The sequence below is a fragment of the Pseudomonas extremorientalis genome (assembly GCF_024584605.1).
GTDB classification, from domain to species: Bacteria; Pseudomonadota; Gammaproteobacteria; order Pseudomonadales; family Pseudomonadaceae; genus Aquipseudomonas; species Aquipseudomonas extremorientalis.
The window spans coordinates 1,517,649-1,540,283 of record NZ_CP089519.1; the positions used below are offsets into that span (position 1 = coordinate 1,517,649).

Genomic DNA, 22,635 nt, shown 5'->3' on the forward strand with positions numbered 1-22,635 from the left:
TAAGAGATCACTATGCCGGCTTCATTCGTTCACCTACGCCTGCACACTGAATACTCCCTGGTCGACGGCCTGGTACGGATCAAACCGCTGGTCAAAACCCTGGTGGGCATGAACATGCCTGCGGTGGCGGTCACCGATCAGAACAACATGTGTTCCCTGGTCAAGTTCTACAAGAACGCCATGGGCGCCGGCATCAAGCCGATCTGCGGCGCCGACCTGTGGCTGTCCAACAAAGACCCGGATAACCCCCTGAGCCGCATCAGCCTGCTGGCGATGAACGGCGTGGGTTACCGCAACCTCACTGAACTGATTTCCCGTGGTTTCATTGACGGCCAGCGCAATGGCTCGATCATCATCGAGCGCGAATGGGTCGCCGAGGCCAGCGAAGGCCTGATCATGCTGTCGGCCGCCAAAGAGGGCGAAATCGGTATCGCGCTGCTGGGCGGCAACCCCCAAGAAGCCGAAGTGCTGGCCAGGGAATGGATGCAGGTCTTCCCAGACCGTTTTTACCTGGAAGTCCAGCGGACCAACCGCCCCAACGATGAAGAGCACCTGCACGCTGCCGTGGCCCTGGCCGACAAGCTGGGCGCGCCACTGGTGGCGACCAACGACGTGCGCTTCATCAAGAAGGAAGACTTCGAAGCCCACGAAACCCGCGTGTGCATCGGTGAAGGCCGGGCCCTGGATGACCCGCGTCGTTCGAAGAACTACAGCGAAGAGCAGTACCTCAAAAGCGCTGAGGAAATGGCCGAGCTGTTCAGCGACCTGCCCGAGGCCCTGGAAAACTCCGTCGAGATTGCCAAGCGCTGCAATATCGAGGTCAAGCTGGGCAAGCACTTCCTGCCCAACTTCCCGATTCCGGATGGCATGACCATCGACGAGTACTTCCGCAAAGTCTCGTTCGACGGGCTGGAAGAGCGGCTGGCCGTTCTGCTGCCCAGGGACACCACCGAAGATTACGAGGCCAAGCGCCAGGTTTATGTGGACCGGCTGAATTTCGAGCTGGATATCATCATCCAGATGGGATTCCCCGGTTACTTCCTGATCGTGATGGACTTTATCCAGTGGGCCAAGAACAACGGCGTGCCGGTTGGTCCGGGCCGGGGGTCAGGTGCCGGTTCGCTGGTGGCCTATGTGCAAAAGATCACCGACCTCGATCCGTTGGAATATGACCTGCTGTTCGAACGTTTCCTGAACCCGGAACGGGTTTCCATGCCCGACTTCGACGTCGACTTCTGCATGGATGGCCGTGACCGCGTGATCGAGTATGTGGCCGAGAAATACGGCCGCAACGCGGTAAGCCAGATCATCACCTTCGGTTCCATGGCGGCCAAAGCGGTAATCCGTGACGTGGCCCGGGTGCAGGGCAAGTCGTACGGCCTGGCGGATCGCCTGTCGAAGATGATCCCGTTCGAAGTCGGCATGACCCTGGAAAAGGCCTACGAGCAGGAAGAAATCCTGCGCGACTTCATCAAGGTCGATGAAGAAGCGGCCGAGATCTGGGAGATGGCCCGCAAGCTTGAAGGCGTGGTGCGTAACGTCGGTAAGCACGCGGGTGGCGTGGTCATCGCGCCGACAAAGTTGACTGACTTTTCGCCGATCTATTGCGATGAAGAAGGCGACGGCCTGGTCACCCAGTTCGACAAGGATGACGTGGAGGCGGCCGGCCTGGTGAAGTTCGACTTCCTCGGCCTGCGGACCCTGACCATCATCGACTGGGCGCTCAAGACCATCAACCGCGACCGCGCCAAGGTGGGCGAAGAACCGCTGGACATCGCTTTCATCCCGCTGGACGACAAGCCGACCTACACCCTGCTGCAAAAAGCCGAAACCACGGCGGTGTTCCAGCTTGAATCGCGTGGCATGAAAGAGCTGATCAAAAAGCTCAAGCCCGACTGCCTGGAAGACTTGATCGCACTGGTGGCCCTGTTCCGTCCGGGCCCGCTGCAATCGGGCATGGTGGACGACTTTATCAACCGTAAACACGGGCGCGCCGAGCTGGCCTACCCGCACTCGGACTACCAGTACGAAGGCCTCAAGCCGGTATTGGCACCGACCTACGGCATCATCCTGTATCAGGAACAGGTGATGCAGATTGCCCAGGTGATGGCCGGTTACACCCTGGGTGGCGCGGACATGCTGCGTCGAGCCATGGGTAAGAAAAAACCCGAGGAAATGGCCAAGCAGCGCGGTGGTTTCATTGAAGGTTGCGCGACCAACAATATCGACGCCGACCTCGCGGGTAACATCTTCGACCTGGTGGAGAAATTCGCCGGTTACGGCTTCAACAAATCCCACTCCGCCGCCTACGGCCTGGTGTCGTACCAGACTGCCTGGCTGAAAGCCCACTACCCGGCGCCGTTCATGGCTGCGGTACTTTCGGCGGATATGCACAACACCGACAAGGTCGTGACCTTGATCGAGGAAGTGCGCACCATGAAGCTGCGCCTTGATGCGCCGGATGTGAACGCCTCGGAGTTCAAGTTCACGGTAAACGACGAAGGCCGCATCATCTATGGCCTGGGCGCGATCAAAGGCGTCGGTGAAGGCCCGGTGGAAGCCATTACCGAAGCGCGCCAGGACGGTCCGTTCAAGGACCTGTTCGACTTCTGCGCACGGGTGGACCTCAAGCGCATCAACAAACGAACCCTCGATGGCCTGATCCGCAGCGGCGCGCTCGACCGTCTCGGCCCGTATTTCCATGACGAGCCGAAGGCCTACCAGGCCAATATCGACTGTAACCGTGCCGTGCTGCTCGCCGCCATGGAAGAAGCGATCAAGGCGGCCGAACAGACTGCACGTACCCATGACAGCGGCCATGCCGACCTGTTTGGCGGGTTGTTCGTCGAAGACGATGCGGATGTCTACGGTAACCATCGCAAGGCCAAGGAACTGACCCTCAAGGAACGCCTCAAGGGTGAGAAAGATACCCTGGGCTTGTACCTGACCGGCCATCCGATTGACGAATACGAAGGTGAAATCCGTCGCTTCGCCCGTCAGCGCATCATCGACCTGAAACCGGCGCGGGACACCCAGACCGTCGCCGGCATGATCATTGCCCTGCGGGTGATGAAGAACAAGAAGGGCGACAAGATGGGGTTTATCACCCTCGATGACCGCTCGGGCCGCATCGAAGCGTCGCTGTTTGCCGACGCGTTCCACTCCGCCCAGTCGTTGTTGCAGACCGACGCCATGGTGGTCGTCGAAGGGGAGGTCAGCAACGATGACTTCTCCGGCGGCCTGCGCCTGCGGATCAAGCGGGTGATGAGCATGGAAGATGCGCGCACCAATCTGGCCGAGAGCCTGCGCTTGAAGGTGAAAACCGAAGCGCTCAAGGGCGATCAGCTACGCTGGTTGGGCGACCTGCTCAAACGCCACCGTGGCGCGTGCCCGGTGACCATGGAGTACACCGGCAATGACGCCAAGGCCATGTTGCAGTTTGGCGAGACCTGGCGAATCGATCCCGCTGATGGCTTGATTCAAGCTTTGCGTGACCAGTTCGGGCGAGACAACGTCTTCCTCCAATACCGTTGATGGTCAGATATGTCTGACCTCGGCTAAACATTTAATCTCGACCTAAACGCGCCTCTCCCTTAAGGTAGGGCGCGAATAGACAACCGGCTGGCCAGGCATGCCCTGGCCGTCGACCCAAGACGGACGCTTATGAACCCGAATTTTCTTGATTTCGAACAGCCGATCGCTGACCTGCAAGCCAAGATCGAAGAGCTGCGCCTGGTCGGCAATGACAATTCGCTGAATATCGGCGATGAGATCTCCCGCCTGCAAGACAAGAGCAAAACGCTCACCGAAGACATCTTCGGCAAGCTGACCAGCTGGCAGATTGCGCGCCTGGCTCGCCACCCGCGCCGCCCGTACACCCTGGACTACATTCAGCACATCTTCACCGAGTTCGACGAGCTGCATGGCGACCGCCACTTCTCCGACGACGCGGCCATCGTCGGCGGTATCGCTCGCCTGGACGACCAGCCGGTGATGGTGATCGGTCACCAGAAAGGCCGTGAAGTGCGCGAGAAGGTCCGTCGCAACTTTGGCATGCCGCGTCCAGAGGGCTACCGCAAGGCGTGCCGCCTGATGGAAATGGCCGAGCGCTTCAAGATGCCGATCCTGACCTTCATCGACACCCCGGGCGCTTATCCGGGGATCGACGCCGAAGAGCGTAACCAGAGCGAGGCTATCGCCTGGAACCTGCGCGTCATGGCCCGCCTGAAAACCCCGATCATTGCCACCGTGATTGGTGAAGGCGGTTCCGGCGGTGCACTGGCCATCGGCGTCTGCGACCAGTTGAACATGCTGCAATACTCGACCTACGCGGTGATCTCGCCGGAAGGTTGCGCCTCGATCCTATGGAAAACCGCCGAAAAGGCACCGGACGCTGCCGAAGCCATGGGCATCACCGCCGATCGCCTCAAAGGCCTTGGGATCGTGGACAAAGTGATCGCCGAGCCATTGGGCGGCGCTCACCGTGACCCGGCTGCTGCTGCTGCGACCATCCGTGCTGAACTGGGTTCGCAACTGGCGATGCTCAAGAAGCTGGATAACGAAGCGCTGCTGGCTCGTCGTTACGAGCGCCTGATGAGCTACGGTCTCTAAGACCCACGCAATACCCAAATGTGGGAGGGGGCTTGCCCCGATTGCTGAGTGTCAGTCAATGTATCCAGGACTGGCCCACCGCTATCGGGGGCAAGCCCCCTCCCACATTTGCGTTGTGTATGCTTGGTGAGCGTATTCCAGACCAGAGGCGGTAACTTGTCATGAAACCGGCTCTGCCCGCCAAACTCGTGCAAATCCTAGCGCCTTGGCGCAACGCCCCGGCCTGGCACATCGCACTCTCCGGTGGCCTTGATTCCACCGTCCTGCTGCACCTCCTGGCCAACCTGGCGAAAACCGAAACCCTGCCACCCCTCAGCGCTGTCCATGTCCACCATGGCCTGCAGGCTGCCGCCGACGCGTGGCCGGCTCATTGCCAGTCGATCTGTGACAGCCTGGGCGTGCCTTTGCGCGTGATGGGCGTGCAGGTACAACCGGGCGCCAGCCTCGAGCGTGCCGCCCGTGACGCGCGCTACCAGGCATTTACCGAGGTGATCGGGGCGGGGCAGGTGATGCTCACCGGCCAGCATCGTGAAGACCAGGCAGAAACACTGTTGTTCCGCCTGCTGCGTGGGGCTGGGGTGCGCGGGTTGGCAGCGATGCCCGTGCAGCGCCGATTGGCAAGTGGCTACCTGGTAAGGCCATTGTTGCGTGTCTCCAGGGACGAGTTGGAAGCCTACGCACGCCAGTATCAGCTCAAATGGATCGAAGACCCTTCCAACGCAGATTTGCGTTTCTCCCGTAATTACCTGCGTCACCGCGTGCTTCCTGCACTGACGGAACGCTGGCCTCAGGCCTTCTCAAGCCTGGCGCGCACCGCCGAACACCTGAGTGAAGCCCAGGGCCTGCTCGATGAGCTGGCGCAGATGGACCTGCAGGCCGCCGATCAACCTTCCCCTTTTCCCTGGCTGAATTTGCCGTCCTTGGCTCTTGCGCCGCTGCGTGAGCTTTCCGACGTCCGTCAGCGCAACGCCCTGCGTCATTGGCTGACGCCGCTGACGCGCCTGCCCGACAGTGACCACTGGGCAGGCTGGTATTCCCTGCGCGATGCCAGGGGTGACGCACAACCTTTATGGCGCCTGGCCGACGGTGAGTTGCATCGCGGTGGCGAGCGCATCTGGTGGCTGCCCCGCGCAGGATCAGAATTTTCCGACGCATCGCTGAGCTGGTCCGATCCACAAAACCCACTAGAGTTACCCGGCAATGGTCAGTTGACGTTCACGGGCAGCGTGCCCGCAGGCCCGCTGGAGGTCCGCTACCGCCAGGGCGGCGAAATCCTCGACGTACCCGGTCGAGGCCGGCGTGATTTGAAGCGCCTGCTTAACGAAAGTGGCCTGCCGGGTTTCGTCCGTGGCAGATTGCCGCTGCTGTATCGCGGCCAGCAATTGCTGGGTGCACCCAGCCTTGCGGGACTGTGGCCGGCGGCAAGTGATGACTGGCAATTACATTGGATGCCACAGACCTGCGATCAAGGTTTGAGCTGATAGCGCCTTTCCGGTAGACTACGCTCCCTTCTTGATACAACTTCTGTGGATTCGACTGAATCGCAGCAGTTGCCGATTACCAAGCAGTCTTTGCTGGGCGATTCCAAAAAATGTGTAGCGATCAACGTACCGGTGTTTCATTGCTGGTCTGTCACCACGCGGCGGTTTTTTTGAAAGGTGCACTGTGATTAATGCAGGTGATCGGGGGCTTCGGCCTTCCTTCGCTTTCCCCGGCGGCTCGGACCGCTTTAACGCAGACTTCTAGGGTTTTTCATGACGCGCTACATATTCGTCACGGGCGGTGTTGTTTCTTCATTGGGGAAAGGCATTGCCTCCGCTTCATTGGCGGCCATCCTGGAGGCGCGGGGACTTAAGGTCACCATGCTCAAGCTGGACCCCTACATCAACGTTGACCCGGGCACCATGAGCCCGTTCCAGCACGGTGAAGTGTTCGTCACCCACGACGGCGCCGAAACCGACCTGGACCTGGGCCACTACGAGCGGTTCATCCGCACGACCATGACCCAGAACAACAACTTCACCACCGGCCGTGTCTACGAGCACGTGCTGCGCAAGGAGCGCCGTGGTGACTACCTGGGTGCAACCATCCAGGTGATCCCGCACATCACCGACGAAATCAAGCGCCGCATCATCAAGGGTGCCGGCGATGCCGACGTGGCGATGGTCGAGATCGGTGGCACCGTGGGTGACATCGAGTCCCAACCGTTCCTCGAAGCCATCCGCCAGTTGCGTTTCGAAGTCGGCGCCAAGCGCGCGATGCTGATGCACCTGACCCTGGTGCCGTACATCGCCACCGCCGGCGAGACCAAAACCAAGCCTACCCAGCACTCGGTCAAGGAACTGCGTTCCATCGGCCTGCAGCCGGACGTGCTGGTGTGCCGCTCCGATCACCCGATCGACATTTCCTCGCGTCGCAAGATCGCGCAATTCACCAACGTTGAAGAACGTGCGGTGATCGCGCTGGAAGACGCCGACACCATCTACAAGATCCCGGGCATCCTGCACTCCCAAGGCCTGGACGATTTTGTGGTCGAGCGCTTCGGCCTGCAATGCAACGGCGCGGACCTGTCCGAGTGGGAAGCCGTGGTCGACGCCAAGCTCAACCCTGAGCACGAAGTCACCATCGCCATGGTCGGCAAGTACATGGAGCTGCTGGACGCGTACAAGTCGCTGATCGAAGCGATGAGCCACGCGGGTATCAGCAACCGTACCAAGGTCAACCTGCGCTACATCGACTCCGAAGACATCGAGAACCAGGGCACCGCGCTGCTCGAAGGTGTCGACGCGATCCTCGTGCCAGGCGGTTTCGGCCTGCGTGGCGTGGAAGGCAAGATCACCGCGGTTCAGTACGCTCGTGAAAACAAGGTGCCGTACCTGGGGATCTGCCTGGGCATGCAAGTGGCTGTCATCGAATTCGCCCGTAACGTGCTGGGCTGGAAAGACGCCAACTCCACCGAGTTCGACAGTAAGAGCGGTCACCCGGTCGTGGGCCTGATCACCGAGTGGGAAGATGCCACCGGCGCCGTCGAAGTCCGCACCGAAGCCTCCGACCTGGGCGGCACCATGCGCCTTGGCGCGCAGGACTGCCTGCTGGAGCCGGGCTCGCTGGTTCACGACTGCTACGGCAAGGACGTGATTGTCGAGCGTCACCGTCACCGCTACGAAGTGAACAACAACCTGCTGCCGCAGATCAAAGAGGCCGGCCTGAAGATCTCCGGTCGCTCCGGTGACGGCGCGCTGGTTGAAGTGGTCGAGGCGCCGGATCATCCGTGGTTCGTGGCGTGCCAGTTCCACCCTGAGTTCACCTCGACGCCGCGCGACGGTCACCCGTTGTTCAGCGGTTTCGTCAAGGCAGCCCTGACGCAACACCAGAAGAAGGCGTAACCCTGATGGCCCAGAAGATCATTCGCGTAGGCGACATCGAGATTGCCAACGACAAGCCCATGGTGCTGTTCGGTGGCATGAACGTGCTGGAAAGCCGTGACATGGCGATGCAGGTCTGTGAAGAGTACGTCAAGGTCACCGAGAAGCTCGGTATCCCTTACGTATTCAAGGCCAGCTTCGACAAGGCCAACCGTTCGTCCGTGACCTCCTATCGCGGCCCGGGCCTTGAAGAAGGCATGCGGATCTTCCAGGACATCAAGCAAGCCTTCGGCGTGCCGATCATCACCGACGTCCACGAGCCTGAGCAGGCTGCCGTGGTCGCCGAGGTGTGCGACATTATCCAGTTGCCGGCCTTCCTGTCGCGCCAGACCGACCTGGTCGTCGCGATGGCCAGGACCGGCGCTGTGATCAATATCAAGAAAGCCCAGTTCCTCGCACCCCAGGAAATGAAACACATCCTGAACAAGTGCGTGGAAGCGGGTAACGACCAACTGATCCTCTGCGAGCGGGGTTCGAGCTTCGGCTACAACAACCTCGTGGTGGACATGCTTGGTTTCGGCATCATGAAACAGTTCGAATACCCGGTGTTCTTCGACGTGACCCACGCGCTGCAAATGCCCGGTGGTCGCGCCGATTCCGCGGGCGGGCGTCGTGCCCAGGTGCTGGACCTGGCCAAGGCAGGCATCAGCCAGTCCCTGGCTGGCCTGTTCCTGGAAGCCCACCCGGACCCGGACAACGCCAAATGCGACGGCCCATGTGCCCTGCGCCTGGACAAGCTGGAGCCGTTCCTGGCCCAGCTCAAGCAGTTGGACGAACTGGTCAAGAGTTTTCCGACGGTAGAGACCGCGTAAGCGTCGTTTCTCCGGTAGACTTTCCCACGCTTTACGCTCAGGCCTATGGGCCTGAGCCTTGTCGCCTGCAAGCCTGCCCCGTTGTTCCACCCTTGCGGTCGGTCAAAAGATTCCCTTCAGCTGCGTCGTTTTCGTCAACTTTGGAGTGTTTACAACAATGGCAAAAATCGTCGACATCAAAGGTCGTGAAGTTCTCGACTCCCGTGGCAACCCCACCGTCGAAGCCGACGTGCTTCTCGATAACGGCATCATCGGCAGCGCCTGCGCGCCGTCCGGTGCTTCTACCGGTTCGCGCGAAGCGCTGGAACTGCGTGATGGCGACAAGGGCCGTTACCTGGGCAAAGGTGTACTGAAAGCCGTGGCCAACATCAACGGCCCGATCCGTGACCTGTTGCTGGGCAAGGACCCGCTGGACCAGAAAGCCCTGGACCACGCGATGATCAAGCTCGATGGCACCGAAAACAAAGGCAGCCTGGGCGCCAACGCCATCCTCGCCGTGTCCCTGGCCGCCGCCAAGGCCGCCGCACAGGACCAGGACCTGCCGCTGTACGCGCACATTGCCAACCTGAACGGCACCCCGGGCGTCTACTCGATGCCGGTACCGATGATGAACATCATCAACGGTGGCGAGCATGCCGATAACAACGTCGACATCCAGGAATTCATGGTACAGCCGGTCGGCGCCAAGTCTTTCTCCGAAGGCCTGCGCATGGGCACCGAGATTTTCCATCACCTCAAGGCTGTGCTGAAGGCCCGTGGCCTGAGCACTGCGGTGGGTGACGAAGGCGGTTTTGCACCGAACCTGGCGTCCAACGAAGATGCACTGAAAGTGATCTCCGAAGCCGTGGCCAACGCTGGCTACAAGCTGGGCACCGACGTGACCCTGGCCCTGGACTGCGCGGCCAGCGAGTTCTACGAGGACGGTAAGTACAACCTGTCCGGCGAAGGCCAAGTGTTCAACTCCGAAGGTTTCGCCGAATACCTGAAGGGCCTGACCCAGCGCTACCCGATCATCTCGATCGAAGACGGCCTGGACGAGTCCGACTGGGACGGCTGGAAAATCCTCACCGACAAGATCGGCGAGAAAATCCAACTGGTGGGCGACGACCTGTTCGTGACCAACACCAAGATCCTGAAAGAAGGCATCGATAAAAAGATCGCCAACTCGATCCTGATCAAGTTCAACCAGATCGGCACCCTGACCGAAACCCTGGAGGCCATCCAGATGGCCAAGGCTGCGGGCTACACCGCCGTGATCTCGCACCGCTCCGGCGAAACCGAAGATTCGACCATTGCCGACCTGGCCGTGGGCACCTCGGCTGGCCAGATCAAGACCGGTTCCCTGTGCCGTTCCGACCGTGTTTCCAAGTACAACCAATTGCTGCGTATCGAAGAGCAACTGGCTGGCAAGGCCAAGTACAAGGGTCGCGGCGAGTTTCGCGGCTGATCGCTAGTTGATGGTGAAACATGGTAAAAAGTCGGCGGATTGCGTCGGAAAACTCACGACAGTGTGGATTTCGACGCTAATCTGATGGCTATCAAGCACAAGCCTGGTTTTTCCAGGCTTCGTGCTATCGGTTGCTGCAAAAGTTTTGCATGGCGGTCTTTTTTCACTGGATACCCGATATTCGATGCGCAGTCCCAATTGGTTGTTCCTCGTCTTGCTCTTGTTGCTGGCTGGCCTGCAGTACCGCCTATGGGTGGGTAATGGCAGCTTTGCGCAGGTAAAAGACCTGACCCAGCAAATTGCCGACCAGCACGCCGAAAACGAACGCCTGCTGGAGCGCAACCGCGTCCTCGATGCCGAAGTGCTTGAGTTGAAAAAAGGTACGGAGACCGTTGAAGAGCGGGCTCGTCATGAATTGGGCATGGTCAAGGAGGGTGAAACCCTCTACCAGTTGGCCCAATGAGTAGCCGTTTGCCGGCCTTCTGGGCCGTGATTCCTGCCGCGGGCGTCGGTGCCCGTATGGCCGCGGACCGTCCCAAGCAATATCTGCAACTGGGCGGACGCACTATTCTCGAACACAGCCTTGGCTGTTTTCTTGGCCATCCAGACCTTAAAGGGTTGGTGGTCAGTCTTGCTGTCGATGATCCTTACTGGCCCAACCTGCCTTGTGCCAACGACCCACGCATCGTGCGTGCGGACGGCGGCGACGAGCGTTCGGGGTCTGTGCTCAATGCGCTGCTTCAGCTCAATGCCCTGGGCGCCAGTGATGACGATTGGGTGCTGGTCCACGATGCTGCACGGCCGAACCTGAGCCGTGATGATCTGGACAGCTTGCTCGCCGAACTGGCGGACGACCCGGTCGGCGGCCTGTTGGCCGTACCGGCCCGCGATACCCTCAAGCGCGTCGACAAGCGTGGCCGTGTGGTCGAGACCGTCGATCGCAGCCTGATCTGGCAGGCTTATACGCCGCAGATGTTCCGCCTGGGGGCTTTGCATCGTGCCTTGGCCGACAGCCTGGTGGCGGATGCGGTGATTACCGATGAAGCTTCGGCCATGGAGTGGTCCGGCCAGTCGCCACGCCTGATCGAAGGGCGCTCGGACAACATCAAGGTGACCCGGCCGGAAGATCTGGAATGGCTACGGCTGCGGTGGGTCAACCGCAGGTAATCTGCGATACCGTGTCGACCTCATCGGGGGCAAGCCCCCTCCCACATTGAAATACATTCCAAGTGTGGGAGGGGGGCTTGCCCCCGATGAGGCCCGTCCAAACCACCAACAGTCAACTGCTGTACTCCGGCCTTTCAGCCAGCCCCTCCTTCAAGAAATCCACCAACTTCCTGACCTTCGGCGACAAATGCCTCTGCTGTGGATACAGCGCCCACACTGCCGTATTCGGCGGTTGATGCGCCTCCAGCAGCGACACCAGCGCGCCACTGTGCAAATGCTCCAGCACGTAATAGTCCGGCAACTGGCACAACCCGACGCCCTGTAGCGCCGCATCCAGCACCGCTTGCCCGCTGTTGCAGCGCCAATTTCCCTGCACGCGCTGGGAAAACTCCCGGCCGTCCTGGGCCAGTTGCCAGATATCCGAGCTGCCGATGAGACAGTTATGCCGGCTCAATTCCGACAAGCTATGTGGCCGACCATACCGAGCGAGGTAGGACGGCGACGCACACAGGTACATGCGCCTCGGCGCCAGTCGGCTGGCGACCATGCGCGAATCCTGCAGACGCCCCAGGCGGATCGCCAGGTCGAGGCCTTCGTGCACCAGGTCCAACTGGCGGTTGCTCAGCTCGATATCCACCCGCAACTGCGGATACAGTCCCATGAACCGGGTGACCAGCGGCACGATAAAGCGCTCGCCATACGCCACCGCGCAGGTCATGCGCAACATGCCCTTGGGCTCGCTGGTGAGGTCACCTACGGCGCGCAGGGCTTCTTCACGCCCGTCCTGCAGGCGTTGGCAGTGTTGCAGGAACGTCTGGCCTGCTTCGGTCAACGTCACTTTGCGCGTACTGCGATATAGCAAGCGGGTTTGCAGGCGTTCTTCCAGACGCGCCACCTGCCGGCTGATATGGGAAGACGACACCCCCAGCCGTTCCGCAGCCGCTGTGAATTGGCCGCATTCGGCCACCGCGACAAATTCGTCGATACCTTCCCAGCGGTTTTCAAGCACGTGGATTATCCCTGTACAGCAATAAAGTTTTGCTTTTGCCTGGATTATTCATCAGTCAGGCATGTTTTACACTCACGCACTCAGTTTTTTAACCTCCTGGAGAAACCTGGATGATCAAGTCCCGCGCCGCCGTAGCCTTCGAAGCCAAGAAGCCCCTTGAGATCGTCGAAGTGGATGTCGCCATGCCCAAGGCGGGTGAAGTGCTGTTGCGCGTGGTCGCGTCCGGCGTGTGCCATACCGACGCCTATACCCTGTCGGGCGCCGACCCGGAAGGTATCTTCCCGTCGATCCTCGGTCACGAAGGCGGCGCGGTGGTTGAAGCGATCGGCGAAGGCGTGACGTCGGTGGCTGTCGGCGACCATGTGATCCCGCTGTACACCCCGGAATGCGGCAAGTGCAAGTTCTGCCTGTCGGGCAAGACCAACCTGTGCCAGGCCATCCGTTCCACCCAGGGCAAAGGCCTGATGCCGGACGGCACCACGCGTTTCTCCTACAAAGGCCAACCGATTTTCCACTACATGGGCACTTCGACGTTCTCCGAGTACACCGTGCTGCCGGAAATCTCCGTGGCCAGGATTCCTAAAGAGGCGCCGCTGGAAAAAGTCTGCCTGCTCGGGTGCGGCGTCACCACGGGCATCGGCGCGGTAATCAACACCGCCAAGGTCAAGCCAGGCGATACCGTGGCCATCTTCGGCCTCGGCGGTATCGGCCTGTCGGCAGTGATCGGTGCGGTCAAGGCCAAGGCGGGTCGCATCATCGCCATCGATATCAACCCGGCCAAGTTTGAAATCGCCAAGCAACTGGGCGCCACCGACTGCATCAACCCGAAAGATTACGATCGCCCGATCCAGGACGTGATCGTCGACCTCACCGATGGCGGCGTGGACTTCTCCTTCGAATGTATCGGCAACGTGCAACTGATGCGCGCCGCCCTCGAGTGCTGCCACAAAGGCTGGGGCGAGTCGGTGATCATCGGCGTGGCCGGTGCCGGCCAGGAAATCGCCACCCGTCCATTCCAGTTGGTGACCGGTCGCGTCTGGCGCGGTTCGGCCTTCGGTGGCGTGCGTGGTCGCTCCGAACTGCCAAGCTACGTAGAAATGGCCCAGACCGGCGAGATCCCGCTGGACACCTTCATCACCCACACCATGGGCCTGGAAGACATCAACAAAGCGTTTGACCTGATGCATGAAGGCAAGAGCATTCGTACCGTCATCCACTTCTGAGGTCGGCCATGAGTCTGGAAAACCTGTCGTGCCAGAAAAGCTTCGGCGGCTGGCATAAACGCTACAAGCATCATTCCGATGTGCTTGGTTGTGACATGACCTTCGCTGTCTACCTGCCGCCGCAAGCGGAGCAGGGCGGCAAATTGCCCGTGCTGTACTGGCTGTCCGGTCTCACTTGCACCGATGAGAACTTCATGCAGAAGGCGGGCGCGCAGCGCATGGCTGCCGAGCTGGGGTTGATCATCGTGGCGCCGGACACCAGCCCGCGAGGTCCGGGGGTGCCGGACGATCCGGATAACGCCTGGGATTTCGGTCTCGGTGCCGGCTTTTATCTGAATGCCACCCAGGAACCCTGGGCCAAGCACTACCGGATGTATGACTACGTCGTGCAAGAATTGCCGGCGTTGATCGAAGGGCATTTCCCTGCCTCGGATAAACGTGGCATCAGCGGCCACTCCATGGGTGGCCACGGTGCGCTGGTCTGTGCCTTGCGCAACCCCGGGCGCTACCTGTCGGTGTCGGCGTTTTCGCCGATCAACAACCCGATGGATTGCCCGTGGGGCCAGAAAGCGTTCTCCCGCTACTTGGGCGAAGAGCGTTCAAAATGGCGCGAGTGGGACACCTGTGGGCTGATCAGCGAAGCTACGGAAAAGCTGCCACTGCTGGTTGACCAGGGCGACCGCGACGACTTCCTCGCCGTGCAACTCAAGCCCGAAGCCCTGCAGCAGGCAGCCAAGGCGGCCAACCACCCGCTGGAACTGCGCCTGCAACCGGGCTATGACCACAGCTACTTCTTTATCGCCAGCTTCATCGAAGACCATTTGCGACACCATGGCCGTGCTTTGCTCGGTTAATGTGAGGCAAAAGTAGGTAGAATCACGCCCTGAATTAAATCGGGGCGTTTTTTTATGCGTATTGGCCACGGCTACGATGTGCACCGTTTCGCCGAAGGCGATTTCATCACCCTGGGCGGCGTGCGCATTGCGCACCACCATGGTTTGCTGGCTCATTCCGACGGCGACGTCGTGTTGCATGCCTTGAGCGATGCCTTGCTCGGCGCGGCGGCGTTGGGTGATATCGGCAAGCACTTTCCGGACACCGACCCGACGTTCAAGGGCGCGGACAGCCGCGTCTTGCTGCGCCATGTGGTTGGCCTGATCCATGCCAAGGGCTGGAAAGTCGGCAACGTCGACAACACCATCGTGGCCCAGGCGCCGAAGATGGCCCCGCATATCGAGTCGATGCGCGCGCTGATTGCCGCCGACCTGCAAATTGAACTGGATCAAGTCAACGTGAAAGCCACCACCACCGAAAAGCTCGGGTTCACCGGCCGTGAAGAGGGCATTGCCGTGCACTCCGTTGCCTTGTTGCTGCGCGCATGAATGACCTGCAACTGCTGGGCCCTCGGGCCTATGGCGAGGCCTTGGGCAGCGCGGTACTGAAGGCGACGGCCGAAGACTTCCAGGTTGACGAAGTGCTGGACATTCCGCTGACCGGCGAAGGCGAACACCTGTGGTTGTGGGTGGAAAAGCGCGGCCTCAACACCGAGGAAGCCGCGCGGCGTATCGCCAGGGCGGCTGGCGTGCCGTTACGCACCGTCAGCTATGCCGGGCTCAAGGATCGCCAGGCGTTGACTCGCCAATGGTTCAGCGTGCAACTGCCGGGCAAGGCCGACCCGGACATGAGCGCGGCAGAGAACGACACGCTCAAGGTTCTCAAGACCGCTCGCCACAAGCGCAAGCTGCAGCGCGGTGCGCATTCGGCCAATGGGTTCACTTTGCGTCTGACGCAGTTGGCCGGTGATACCGCAGCCATCGATGCGCGGTTGCAACAGATTGCCCAACACGGCATTCCCAACTATTTCGGTGCGCAGCGTTTTGGCCACAACGGCGGCAATGTCGTGGACGCTCGCGAGTGGGCCGCCCGCAAAGCCTTGCCGGAACAGCGCAATGTGCGTTCGCGGTTGTTGTCCACCGCCCGCAGCTTTTTGTTCAACAAAGTGCTGGCGGCACGTGTGGCCGATGGCTCGTGGCAACGGGCCCAGGTCGGCGACCTGCTGGCGTTTACCGATAGCCGCAGTTTTTTTCCGGCTGGCGAAGCGGAATGCAGTGACCCGCGCCTGGCAATCCTGGACCTGCACCCGACCGGGCCGCAGTGGGGCGAGGGCGACTCGCCGGCCAGTGGTGCAACCTTCGAGCTGGAACAGGCGGTTGCCGCTGGTGAAGCCGACCTGCGAGATTGGCTGGTGAATGCCGGCATGAGCCAGGAACGTCGCATTCTTCGACTGCCCATTGGCGGTTTGACGTGGCATTATCCCTCGCTGGACATTCTGCAATTGGAATTCGTCCTGCCGGCCGGATGCTTCGCCACTGTGTTGGTGCGCGAGCTTGTTGATCTGGTGCCGGTGGGGCAGACGGACAACCCATGCGTATTCTGATATCAAACGATGACGGTGCCACCGCACCCGGTCTTGCCGCGCTTTATGCTGCGCTGCAGGATTATGCCGAGTGCGTGGTGGTTGCCCCCGACCAGGACAAGAGTGGCGCCAGCAGTTCGTTGACGCTCGACCGTCCGCTGCACCCGCAAGTCCTGGCCAATGGCTTTATCAGTGTGAACGGCACGCCTACCGACTGCGTCCACCTGGCAATCAACAGTCTGCTGGAGCAGGCGCCGGACCTGGTGGTGTCGGGCATCAACCTGGGTGCAAACCTGGGGGATGATGTGCTGTATTCCGGGACCGTGGCGGCGGCCCTTGAGGGGCGCTTCCTGGGTCGTACTGGGTTCGCCTTTTCGTTTGCCTCGCGGCAACTGGATAACCTGGCAACCGCTGCGCATTTTGCGCGCAAGCTGGTGGAGGCCCATGGCTCTCTGGATCTGCCACCGCGTACGGTGCTCAACGTCAATATTCCCAACCTGCCCCTTGATCATATTCGCGGTATCAAGCTGACGCGCCTGGGCCATCGTGCCCGTGCGGCGGCGCCGTTGAAGGTGGTCGACCCGCGTGGCAAGGAAGGCTATTGGATTGCCGCAGCGGGTGATGCCGAAGATGGCGGTGAAGGCACGGACTTTCATGCGGTGATGCAAGGCTATGTGTCGATTACCCCATTGCAATTTGATCGCACCTTCAGTGATGCCTTCAGTGGTCTCGATGGCTGGCTGGAGGGGCTGCACTGATGGGCCGTGAACAAGACGACTTGCTGCGTCGGGGCATCGGGATGACGTCCCAGCGTACCCGCGAACGCCTGATCCAGCGCCTGTACGAAGAAGGGTTGTCCAACGCCCAAGTGCTGGAAGTGATCCGGCGTACGCCTCGCCATCTGTTTGTCGATGAAGCCCTGGCTCACCGAGCCTACGAAGACACAGCGTTGCCCATCGGCCATAACCAGACCATCTCCCAACCGTACATGGTGGCGCGCATGAGCGAGCTGCTGCTGGCGGCGGGGCCGTTGGACAAGGTGCTGGAAATCGGCACCGGCTCCGGCTACCAGACCGCCGTGCTGGCGCAACTGGTGGAGCGGGTGTTCTCGGTCGAGCGCATCAAGGTGCTGCAAGACCGGGCCAAGGAGCGTCTGGTGGAGTTGAACCTGCGCAACGTGGTATTCCGCTGGGGTGACGGCTGGGAAGGCTGGCCGGCGCTGGCGCCGTACAACGGCATCATCGTGACCGCTGTGGCCACCGATATCCCGCAAGCGTTGCTCGATCAACTTGCCCCAGGCGGACGCCTGGTGATCCCGGTGGGATCCGGCGAAGTGCAACAATTGATGCTCATTATCCGTGAGGACGAAGGCTTTTCCCGACATGTGCTGGGGGCCGTGCGTTTTGTGCCGTTGCTCAATGGGCCACTGGCCTGATCATTTGTTCGCGGGCAGTGAATTCTGTTGGCGGGGATGTGTCTTACGGCGGGGTCCATCGAGTCAACATGATCGGGAGTCGGAATTAAACGCGATGAATGTTTCGTTTCCGTCGTGTGCCGGTAAAACTCCAATGCCCAGTTATACTTGCGTCATATTTCAAGCCTGATACAGGCATTCATGTTCAGCCACCACAAAGGGAGCGGCGGGTGAGTCTCACAGGTCTTGCGCAGCGTATGAGTAAAACAAGCTTTCATCGACTGGTGCTTGGCCTCGTCTTCAGTTCCGTGCTGGTCGGCTGCTCCAGCTCGCCAAGCAGCGGCGCACGGGTGGTTGACCGTAACAATGCCGTCCCGCAAAAGCCGACGGTGACCACCGGGCAATACGTGGTGCGCAAAGGCGACACATTGTTCTCGATTGCCTTCCGGTATGGCTGGGACTACAAGGCGCTCGCAGCCCGTAACAATATTCCCGTGCCCTACACGATACATCCCGGTCAGACGATTCGTTTCGACGGCCGCACCGGTTCTGCGCCTACGACAGTTGTGACAAACACCGGATCTTCGCCGTCGTCCTCCAGCAAAACCACCATCATTACCCGGCCTGCAGGCACCGCTGCGCCCGCTCCTGCAAGCAAGCCGGCACCCGCGCCGCTGCCACCTGCCGGGCCTGCACCGACCGGTTGGGGATGGCCCTCAAACGGAGTGCTGATTGGAAAATTCTCTTCAAACGGTAGTTTGAATAAAGGCATTGATATCGCCGGAGATTTGGGACAGCCTGTTTTAGCTGCGTCTGATGGGACAGTGGTGTACGCCGGGAGTGGTTTACGGGGCTACGGCGAGCTGGTCATCATCAAACACAGCGATACCTACGTCAGTGCTTACGGTCACAACCGCAGGCTGTTGGTTCGGGAGGGGCAGCAGGTCAAAGTCGGACAGACAATTGCCGAAATGGGGTCAACTGGTACAGACCGGGTGAAACTGCACTTTGAGATTCGCCGTCAAGGGAAGCCTGTAGATCCACTGCAATTCCTACCCCGTCGTTGATATGTTGCACAGCCTGTTCCCTCACGTAGAAGGAACAGGCTCCAGCGTTGCCAAGGATAAAGGCGCCGCTTGAGCTTGAGGTCGAACTCACCAAAGGACTATAACAATGGCTCTCAGTAAAGAAGCGCCGGAGTTTGACATCGACGATGAGGTTCTCCTGATGGAGACCGGTATCGCTACGGAATCGATGTCGAATGAGGGACCTGCTGTACCTTCAGTTCGCACCAAATCCAAGAACTCCACCGCGTTAAAGCAACACAAGTACATCGACTACACACGGGCGCTCGATGCGACCCAGCTGTATCTCAATGAAATCGGCTTTTCCCCTCTGCTGACCCCCGAAGAAGAAGTCCATTTTGCGCGTTTGTCGCAAAAGGGCGATCCGGCTGGGCGCAAGCGCATGATTGAAAGCAACCTGCGCCTGGTGGTGAAAATCGCCCGACGCTATGTCAATCGCGGGCTGTCCCTGTTGGACCTGATCGAGGAAGGCAACCTGGGCCTGATCCGGGCGGTGGAGAAGTTCGACCCTGAGCGGGGTTTCCGCTTTTCGACCTATGCCACCTGGTGGATTCGCCAGACCATCGAACGGGCGATCATGAATCAGACCCGCACGATCCGGTTGCCGATCCATGTGGTCAAGGAGCTCAACGTCTACCTGCGGGCAGCGCGTGAGCTTACTCAAAAACTCGATCATGAACCTTCGCCCGAAGAAATCGCCAACCTGCTGGAAAAACCGGTAGGGGAGGTGAAGCGCATGCTGGGCCTCAACGAGCGTGTGTCTTCGGTCGACGTCTCGCTGGGTCCGGATTCGGATAAAACCCTGCTGGACACCCTGACCGATGATCGTCCTACGGATCCTTGCGAGCTGTTGCAGGACGATGATCTGTCCCAAAGCATTGACCAGTGGTTGTCGGAGCTCACGGACAAACAGCGCGAGGTGGTGATTCGCCGCTTCGGCCTGCGTGGCCATGAGAGCAGCACCCTGGAAGACGTAGGCCTGGAGATCGGCCTGACCCGTGAGCGGGTACGGCAGATCCAGGTAGAAGGGCTCAAGCGCTTGCGCGAGATCCTGGAGAAGAATGGCTTGTCGAGTGAGTCGTTGTTTCAGTAACGACCCAGCTTTAACGCTTGAATGTGGGAGGGGGCTTGCCCCCGATAGCGGTGACTCAGTCAAATCTTTATTGACTGACACACCGCAATCGGGGGCAAGCTGAACTGGTCAAGTAATCTTGGACACCGATTAAGGTTCATGCCGCCAACCTTTCCTTCGCGACCGGCGACCGGTAGTCGTTGTAGCTGTGAGGCCTGCTGATGTTGTAGCGCGAGACATAGCGCTGCACATCTGCCCGGGCCTCATGCTCCAGTTTGTAGCCCGTTTCAGGAACCCACTCGGATTTCAAACTACCAAAGAAACGCTCCATCGGGGCGTTGTCCCAGCACTCGCCTTTACGGCTCATACTTTGCCTAAACCCATGCTTCACAAGCGCGTTTCGGAATTTATGGCTGGTGTACTGGCAACCTTGGTCAGAGTGAAACAACACATCCTCGGGATGGCCGCGTAGCTCAACTGCCATGCGTAGTGCCTCGCAGGTCAGGTTGGCATCCGAAATCATCGAGAACGACCAGCCTACGATCCTGCGAGCGTACAGATCCAGAACGGCGGCGAAGTACATCCAACGCTTGCCGACCTTGATGTACGTTACGTCGCCACACCACACCTGATTAACCGCCGTCACATCAAATTTCCGCTTGAGCACATGCGGCGCCACCAAGGCCTCCACGCCCGGCGACTTGTACTTATGGCGCCTGCGCTGACGACTAGCGATGCCAGCCTCGCGCATCAAATTGCGAGCCATGTAACGTCCGACACGATGTCCTTTGGCTTGCAGCTCCTTGGACAAGGTACGTGCGCCCGCCGACTCTCTCGACGCCTTGTGGTGCCTGACCAGCGCGGCTTTGAGCTTTTCCCGCTCAGGATTTGCTCTGCCCTGGCGCTGGCGCCAGGCATAGAAGCTGCTGCGGTTAACCCCGAACGCCCGGCAACACCTTTTAACGCCGTACTGCTCGTCCAGCTCATCGATCAGCGTGAATGATCTTTGGCGTCCAAAAGCAGGAGAGCACTGGCCTTTTTTAAGATTTCAATGTCCAGGTCTTTCTCCCTGAGCAGGGCTTTGAGTCTCTGGATCTCTCGTTGATCAGCGGTAATTGCCTTGGCTCCCACCGGAGTCGAGCCCAAGCGTTCTTTTTGCACTTGATCGACCCAACGGCGCAGAGCAGTAGGACCAATATCCAGGCTGGCACAGACCTCGGTAACCGGCTGACCTTCATCCAGCACCATGCTGGCAGCCTTGAGCTTGAACTCACTCGAATAAGATTTACGCATATCCAAACACCTCAGATTTGGGCGCTATCATAGCGCCCGATTGAAGTGTCCAAAATCATTAGGCCAGTTCAAGCCCCCTCCCACATTGGTTTTATGCAGAGTCTTATAGGGGGCATAGGGTCAAATCCCAGGCATAAAAAAACCCCGCTTTTAAGGGCGGGGTCTTTTTGACTGAGTCAGTACAAGTTAGATAACTTGAACTTCTTCAGCTTGCATGCCTTTCTGACCGCGGGTAGCGATGAAAGAAACCTGTTGGCCTTCTTTCAGGCTTTTGAAGCCGTCGGATTGGATAGCTTTGAAGTGAACGAACAGGTCGTCACCGGATTGTGGAGTGATGAAGCCGAAGCCTTTTTCATCGTTGAACCACTTAACGGTACCAGTTTGGCGATTAGACATGGTGTATCTCCTTGGACAAAGTTAACTGCGACTCAGGAAAAGCCCTGGCCGAGACTGAGTGCAAAGAGCAGGAAAAATTCTTGGAGATGGTTGGATCGAAATTCAACATATCGTGTAGAGATTCTCAGTGACACAAGCAGCACAGTGGCGCCACCTTAACCCTTTTTCCGGAACGTGCCAATGGTATTTCCGAAGGTTTCTCCATTTTCGTGACTGGCGGTGGTATTTCCGGTCACCCTGCACGTCAATGCGGGTCCCGGCCCCGCTGGCTGCGGCTGATAGCAGCAGGCGCGTTCATCAAGAAAAGCCGCGTGGCCTTTGAACCCCAACGCCGGCCCCGGTAAGATGCCCCACAGAATTTTTCCACCTCGCTATTCAGGACACCCGCCATGAGCATCAAATCGGACAAGTGGATTCGCCGCATGGCGCAAGAGCACGGCATGATCGAACCGTTCGTCGAGCGCCAGATCCGTGGCCAAGGCGATGCCCCGGTGATTTCCTATGGTGTTTCCAGCTACGGCTACGATGTGCGCTGCGCCGATGAGTTCAAGGTGTTCACCAATATCAACTCGGCGATCGTCGATCCGAAGAACTTCGACGAAAAGAGCTTCGTCGACATCAAGAGCGACGTGTGCATCATCCCGCCCAACTCCTTCGCCCTGGCGCGCACCGTGGAGTTCTTCCGTATCCCGCGTGACGTGCTGACTATTTGCCTGGGTAAAAGCACCTACGCGCGTTGTGGCATCATCGTCAACGTGACGCCGCTTGAGCCGGAGTGGGAAGGCCACGTAACCCTCGAGTTCTCTAACACCACCACCTTGCCGGCGAAGATCTACGCCAACGAAGGTGTGGCGCAGATGCTGTTCCTGCAGTCCGACGAGGCCTGTGAAGTGTCCTACAAAGACCGTGCCGGCAAGTACCAGGGCCAGCGCGGAGTCACTCTCCCACGCGCTTGATCGAAAGGTCTTACACGCTAAGGGAATTAGTCTGCAGAAAGTGACTCTATCTAGGTGTACTGCCTCGGCGCGTGTAAAACGTGCCGGGCCACGCTTGAGGAGTACCTTATGAAGCTCGACCCGCGAATCAGCGCAGAACTTGCCCGGCTTGAACCCAACCAGATTGGCGTTCTGGCCTGGTCCCTGATGGCCGACCCCGCATACGGGGGCGGCATCCCCGGCCAACCCGAGCCGGACTACCCACAACCCACCGAACCCGGTGAGCCGACCCTGCCGGACGAGCCACCACCCGCACCTGTCGCCTGATAC

At 59.7% G+C, this 22,635-nt stretch carries 21 protein-coding genes; 18 read left to right on the forward strand and 3 right to left on the reverse strand.

Features of this window, described 5'->3' with window-relative positions:
- Nucleotides 1-12 precede the first annotated feature (12 nt).
- The 8 genes from dnaE to ispD all read left to right on the forward strand — a co-directional run bounded on the left by dnaE (nt 13) and on the right by ispD (nt 11,462).
- On the forward strand, nt 13-3,534 hold the full coding sequence (gene dnaE / locus LUU92_RS06655) for a DNA polymerase III subunit alpha (RefSeq protein ID WP_257103328.1): 3,522 nt from the start codon (nt 13-15) through the stop codon (nt 3,532-3,534).
- Nucleotides 3,535-3,663: 129 nt separating this feature from the next.
- Nucleotides 3,664-4,611 (forward strand): acetyl-CoA carboxylase carboxyltransferase subunit alpha, encoded by a 948-nt coding sequence (locus tag LUU92_RS06660; protein ID WP_058425278.1) that lies wholly within the window; start codon nt 3,664-3,666, stop codon nt 4,609-4,611.
- Between the two features lie 161 nt (nt 4,612-4,772).
- Nucleotides 4,773-6,092 carry a tRNA lysidine(34) synthetase TilS gene (tilS, locus tag LUU92_RS06665; protein ID WP_257103329.1) on the forward strand — a complete coding sequence of 440 codons (1,320 nt, stop codon included), beginning with the start codon at nt 4,773-4,775 and terminating at the stop codon, nt 6,090-6,092.
- A 273-nt stretch (nt 6,093-6,365) separates the two neighbouring features.
- The gene (gene pyrG / locus LUU92_RS06670) at nt 6,366-7,997 is read left to right on the forward strand and encodes a CTP synthase (protein ID WP_071488807.1); all 1,632 of its coding nucleotides are present in this window, start codon (nt 6,366-6,368) and stop codon (nt 7,995-7,997) included.
- A 5-nt stretch (nt 7,998-8,002) separates the two neighbouring features.
- A complete protein-coding gene (gene kdsA, locus LUU92_RS06675) occupies nt 8,003-8,848 on the forward strand; it encodes a 3-deoxy-8-phosphooctulonate synthase (RefSeq protein WP_027604465.1) in 846 nt (281 codons plus the stop codon).
- Nucleotides 8,849-9,005: 157 nt separating this feature from the next.
- On the forward strand, nt 9,006-10,295 hold the full coding sequence (eno, locus tag LUU92_RS06680) for a phosphopyruvate hydratase (RefSeq protein ID WP_257103330.1): 1,290 nt from the start codon (nt 9,006-9,008) through the stop codon (nt 10,293-10,295).
- Nucleotides 10,296-10,479: 184 nt separating this feature from the next.
- Entirely contained in the window at nt 10,480-10,758 is a 279-nt protein-coding gene (gene ftsB / locus LUU92_RS06685) for a cell division protein FtsB (protein ID WP_003172294.1), read from the forward strand.
- A complete protein-coding gene (ispD, locus tag LUU92_RS06690; RefSeq protein ID WP_257103331.1) occupies nt 10,755-11,462 on the forward strand; it encodes a 2-C-methyl-D-erythritol 4-phosphate cytidylyltransferase in 708 nt (235 codons plus the stop codon). The genes ftsB and ispD overlap by 4 nt, the downstream gene beginning before the upstream one ends.
- A gap of 112 nt (nt 11,463-11,574) precedes the next feature.
- Here ispD and LUU92_RS06695 read toward each other — a convergent pair whose 3' ends face one another.
- Nucleotides 11,575-12,471 carry a LysR substrate-binding domain-containing protein gene (locus tag LUU92_RS06695; RefSeq protein ID WP_071488810.1) on the reverse strand — a complete coding sequence of 299 codons (897 nt, stop codon included), beginning with the start codon at nt 12,469-12,471 and terminating at the stop codon, nt 11,575-11,577.
- 110 nt (nt 12,472-12,581) lie between these two features.
- Between LUU92_RS06695 and LUU92_RS06700 the strand changes: the two genes are divergently transcribed.
- The 8 genes from LUU92_RS06700 (at nt 12,582) to rpoS (ending at nt 19,702) form a co-directional block, all read left to right on the forward strand.
- Entirely contained in the window at nt 12,582-13,694 is a 1,113-nt protein-coding gene (locus LUU92_RS06700) for an S-(hydroxymethyl)glutathione dehydrogenase/class III alcohol dehydrogenase (RefSeq protein WP_071488811.1), read from the forward strand.
- Nucleotides 13,695-13,702: 8 nt separating this feature from the next.
- Entirely contained in the window at nt 13,703-14,548 is an 846-nt protein-coding gene (fghA, locus tag LUU92_RS06705; protein WP_257103332.1) for an S-formylglutathione hydrolase, read from the forward strand.
- A 54-nt stretch (nt 14,549-14,602) separates the two neighbouring features.
- The gene (gene ispF, locus LUU92_RS06710; RefSeq protein WP_012722614.1) at nt 14,603-15,076 is read left to right on the forward strand and encodes a 2-C-methyl-D-erythritol 2,4-cyclodiphosphate synthase; all 474 of its coding nucleotides are present in this window, start codon (nt 14,603-14,605) and stop codon (nt 15,074-15,076) included.
- Nucleotides 15,073-16,131: a tRNA pseudouridine(13) synthase TruD gene (gene truD / locus LUU92_RS06715; RefSeq protein WP_092241183.1), complete on the forward strand. Its 1,059-nt coding sequence runs from the start codon at nt 15,073-15,075 to the stop codon at nt 16,129-16,131. Before ispF ends, truD begins: the two co-directional genes overlap by 4 nt.
- Nucleotides 16,119-16,868 (forward strand): 5'/3'-nucleotidase SurE, encoded by a 750-nt coding sequence (gene surE / locus LUU92_RS06720; protein ID WP_257103333.1) that lies wholly within the window; start codon nt 16,119-16,121, stop codon nt 16,866-16,868. Before truD ends, surE begins: the two co-directional genes overlap by 13 nt.
- A gap of 41 nt (nt 16,869-16,909) precedes the next feature.
- Nucleotides 16,910-17,545, forward strand: coding sequence for a protein-L-isoaspartate(D-aspartate) O-methyltransferase (locus LUU92_RS06725; protein ID WP_170856035.1), 636 nt, complete (start codon nt 16,910-16,912; stop codon nt 17,543-17,545).
- Nucleotides 17,546-17,754: 209 nt separating this feature from the next.
- Entirely contained in the window at nt 17,755-18,591 is an 837-nt protein-coding gene (locus tag LUU92_RS06730) for a peptidoglycan DD-metalloendopeptidase family protein (protein ID WP_071488816.1), read from the forward strand.
- 106 nt (nt 18,592-18,697) lie between these two features.
- Complete coding sequence (rpoS, locus tag LUU92_RS06735) at nt 18,698-19,702, forward strand: RNA polymerase sigma factor RpoS (protein WP_025855149.1); 1,005 nt, start codon at nt 18,698-18,700, stop codon at nt 19,700-19,702.
- Nucleotides 19,703-19,838: 136 nt separating this feature from the next.
- Here rpoS and LUU92_RS06740 read toward each other — a convergent pair.
- Nucleotides 19,839-20,974 (reverse strand): IS3 family transposase gene (locus tag LUU92_RS06740; RefSeq protein ID WP_428842196.1). Its coding sequence is split into 2 segments (ribosomal slippage): nt 19,839-20,728 and nt 20,728-20,974, totalling 1,137 coding nucleotides; the frame shifts between segments, so codons are not numbered across the junction.
- Nucleotides 20,975-21,160: 186 nt separating this feature from the next.
- Nucleotides 21,161-21,370, reverse strand: coding sequence for a cold-shock protein (locus LUU92_RS06745; RefSeq protein WP_002554837.1), 210 nt, complete (start codon nt 21,368-21,370; stop codon nt 21,161-21,163).
- A gap of 389 nt (nt 21,371-21,759) precedes the next feature.
- Here LUU92_RS06745 and dcd point away from each other — a divergent pair, with 389 nt between their 5' ends.
- Both dcd and LUU92_RS06755 read left to right on the forward strand, forming a co-directional pair.
- A complete protein-coding gene (gene dcd, locus LUU92_RS06750) occupies nt 21,760-22,326 on the forward strand; it encodes a dCTP deaminase (protein ID WP_071488817.1) in 567 nt (188 codons plus the stop codon).
- Nucleotides 22,327-22,434: 108 nt separating this feature from the next.
- Nucleotides 22,435-22,632, forward strand: coding sequence for a hypothetical protein (locus LUU92_RS06755; RefSeq protein WP_058425267.1), 198 nt, complete (start codon nt 22,435-22,437; stop codon nt 22,630-22,632).
- Nucleotides 22,633-22,635: the final 3 nt, after the last annotated feature.